This window comes from Stenotrophomonas sp. PS02289 (genome assembly GCF_029960115.1).
GTDB lineage: Bacteria > Pseudomonadota > Gammaproteobacteria > Xanthomonadales > Xanthomonadaceae > Stenotrophomonas.
The window spans coordinates 1-3,221 of the sequence record NZ_JASCOZ010000279.1 but is presented as its reverse complement, the minus strand read 5'-3'; the positions used below and the strand labels follow the sequence as shown (position 1 = coordinate 3,221).

Genomic DNA, 3,221 nt, shown 5'->3' with positions numbered 1-3,221 from the left:
GCCGTTGGCCGGCCCGCATGAATCCATCACCGCCTGGGCCGGCCAACGGCCGGCGCTACCGGAAATACCGCGCAACAACTGAGAGAACTAGAACTTCGCGTTCAACGATATCCAATAGCTGCGACGCTGGTCCTTGGTCGCGTAATCATCCACGCAGTTGTACTCGCTGTCGCTGATCAACACGCACGACTGCGAGACAAAATCCTTGTCGAACAGGTTGTTCACCCGTGCATTCAAGGTCAGCCACTGGTTGATGTTCCAGCTGCCGCCGAGGTGGAAGATCGTGTAGTCCTCGTAGTAGCGCACCTGCGAGGTGCTTACGCCGCCCACATTGGTCACCAGCGTGTCGCGGTAACGGTCATAGCGGCCTTCGCCGATCAGCGACAGACTCACCGCGTCGTTGATCTGCCAGTTCAGGCTGGCATTGGCCATGTGCTTGGCCGGAGTGGTGGTGCCGCCAACCGGTTTGCCTTTGTCCACGCCGCTGGTCTGCTCGGACTTGGTGTACGTGTAGTTGCCGCGCAGCTGCAGGCTGTCCAGCAGGTCCACATGCGCGGCCATTTCCACACCACGGGTTTCAGCCTTGTCGATGTTCACGCTCTGGCTGAAGGTGCTGTAGCCCAGTGCCGCCCAGCCCGGACCGACGTCCACGCAGTAGCCGCTGCCGGCCGGAGCCACTTCGCAGTTCGGGAAGGTGCCGCCGCTGGCGATCTTGTCATCGAACTTGTTGAGGAAGCCGGTGACGTTGAAGCCCCAGCGGTCACCCTCGTAGTACGAGGCGATTTCATAGTTGGTGCTGGTTTCCGGCTGCAGGTTCGGCGAACCCACCAGCGGCAGCACGCCCTGGCCACCGAAGCCGGTCACGCCGGGGAACAGCTGGTCCGGACGCGGGGTCTTGTAGCCGGTGCTGACGCCGCCCTTGAAGGTCCAGGCGTCGCTGGCATTCCACACCAGGTACGCGCGCGGGCTGACATGGCTGCCGAAGATGTTGTGGTCGTCATAGCGCACGCCCACGGTGGCGGTCAGTGCGTCTGTCAGGGCCCAGTTGTCCTCGGCGAACACCGACCACATGCGGTGCTGCTGCTTCACGTTGTCACGGTAGCCGGCACCGTCCATGCCGAACACGCCGTCGATCATGTCGGTGTCGTTGTACTGGCCGCCGACGGTCAGCTTGTGCGCGCCGAAGCTCATGTCGAGCATGGTGTCGAGCACGTAGCCTTCCAGCTCCATGGTGCGCAGCGGACGCGGCAGGAACGCGTTCAGGCGCGCAGCTTCATCTGCGTTGAGCGCCGTCAGCGCGTTGGTTCGGCCGGCTGCACAGTGGTTGGCCGCGCCGGTGCGGCGGCACACGTCGTTCCACAGCGTCTGCAGGTCGTCGCGCTCGTCGAGGGTCAGCGGCAGCGAACGGCCCAGGTTGTTGCTGGTGGTGTGGGTCAACGTCGTCTGCCAGGTACCGAAGCCATAACGGCCGGTGTGGCTGAGGGCCAGCTGGTCGCGCTCGTAGCGCTGGTAGGCGGTGTAGCCCACGCGCGGCTGCACCACGCGGCGGGTGATCGTGCCGGTGCCGTTCGGGTTCGGAATCGTGGCATTGCCGACGCGCCACAGGCTGGCGGCGCTGTCCAAGGTGCCTGTCTGGCCTTCGCTGTTGTCGTACTTCTGCCGCGACACGTCGTAGTCCAGCGACAGGTCGTGGTCGTCATTGATGTGGAAGGCCAGGCGCACGCCGGTGTTCCAGTTGGTGTTGGCCACGGCCTTGCCGCCGCCACCGAAGCCGATGCTGCGCTCCCACAGGGTGCCGTCCGGCAGGGTCAGCGCGTCCCATTCCGGATTGGAGGCCTTGGCGTCGTAGTAGCTGCCGCGCACCGCCAGGTCGAGGCGTTCCTTGACCAGCGGGCCGGTCAGGTACACGTCGGTGGTGCGCGCGTCGCCGAACTGGTCGTCCTGCTGCACGGTGAAGCCCTGGGTGACCGAGCCGTGCCAGCTGTCCTGGTTGCGGCGGGTGATGATGTTGATGACGCCGCCCATGGCGTCGGAGCCATACAGCGTGGACATCGGGCCACGCACCACTTCGATGCGCTCGATTGCATCCAGCGGCGGCAGGTAGGCGAACTGGCCGCCGCCGAAGTTGTTCGGGTACAGCTGGCCAACGTTGCTCTGGCGGCGACCGTCGATCAGCACCAGGGTGTATTCGGACGGCATGCCGCGCATGGAGATGGTGGCGCGACCGTTCTTGTCGGTGGTTTCCATGCCCACGTCGATGCCTTCCACGTCGCGCAGCGCGTCGACCAGGCTGGTGTACGGACGCTTGCTCAGTTCTTCGCGGCTGACCACGCTGATGCTGGCCGGGGCGTCGGTGATCTTCTGCTCGAAGCCCGAGGCGGTGACCACGACCTGGTCCAGGGTCTTGGGATCGCCGGCAGCATCGCCGCTGGCAAAGGCGGGCGCGCTCAGTGCGGTAAGCAGGGCGATGCTCAGCGAGCAGCGGGACAGGGACGTGCGACGACGATGGCGCTGGGCCATGGCAGATTTCCTTGCAAAGGGTGCAGACGCGGGAAGGCCGGGGCCGAAGGCCACAGCGCGGAAACAGATCAGGGAGGCAGGCGCGCGACCACAGCGGTCGGGCCAGACCGGCGCGAACGCGCCGGGTGCGGGCAATCAGCTCTGGGGCGGTGCCTGGCCGCGCTGGACGCGACGGCCGGGAGCAGCAGGCAGCGGCGCAGCCGGTGCCGAATCGATGGCGGGCACAACGTGCGGCGGCAGATCGGCCAGGGAGGCGATCAGCGCGTCAAACGATTCAACGGTGGGCGGATGCGGTTCACGCTCGGCCTGGGCAATGGCCCGTGTGCTGGCGGCGCGCCGCAGCTTGGCCGGGGATTCCTCGGCGAGTTCGCCGCCACGTCGGTCTTCTGTCGGCTGCTGCAGCGCGGTCGCGGCAGCGTTGGGGGCGTGTCCCAGCAGGGGCAGTCCGGCCACCAGCATCGACAGCAGGGCCAGCCAGGCCAGCACCGTCGCCAACGCCGGGCGCTGCCCGCGCATGGCGGGGGCAAAGCAGCGGTGGCGGTGTGGGTGGCGCACGCAGGAGTCCCTTCAGGATGCGGCGCGGATTGTAGTGAGATTGAAACGCAAGTGCAAATGGGAATGATTGCCATGTGGGCCCGGTAGCGCCGGCCGTTGGCCGGCCCACGGCCTGCGTCACATGTTCATGAGGGCCGGCCAACGGC

Annotated in this window: 2 protein-coding genes; both read right to left on the bottom strand. The window is 66.4% G+C overall.

Features of this window, described 5'->3' with window-relative positions; genetic code table 11:
- Positions 1-87 precede the first annotated feature (87 nt).
- A complete protein-coding gene (locus QMX83_RS20865) occupies positions 88-2,520 on the bottom strand; it encodes a TonB-dependent receptor (protein WP_282298535.1) in 2,433 nt (810 codons plus the stop codon).
- Between the two features lie 135 nt (positions 2,521-2,655).
- On the bottom strand, positions 2,656-3,075 hold the full coding sequence (locus tag QMX83_RS20860) for a hypothetical protein (protein ID WP_282298534.1): 420 nt from the start codon (positions 3,073-3,075) through the stop codon (positions 2,656-2,658).
- Between the last annotated feature and the right edge of the window lie 146 nt (positions 3,076-3,221).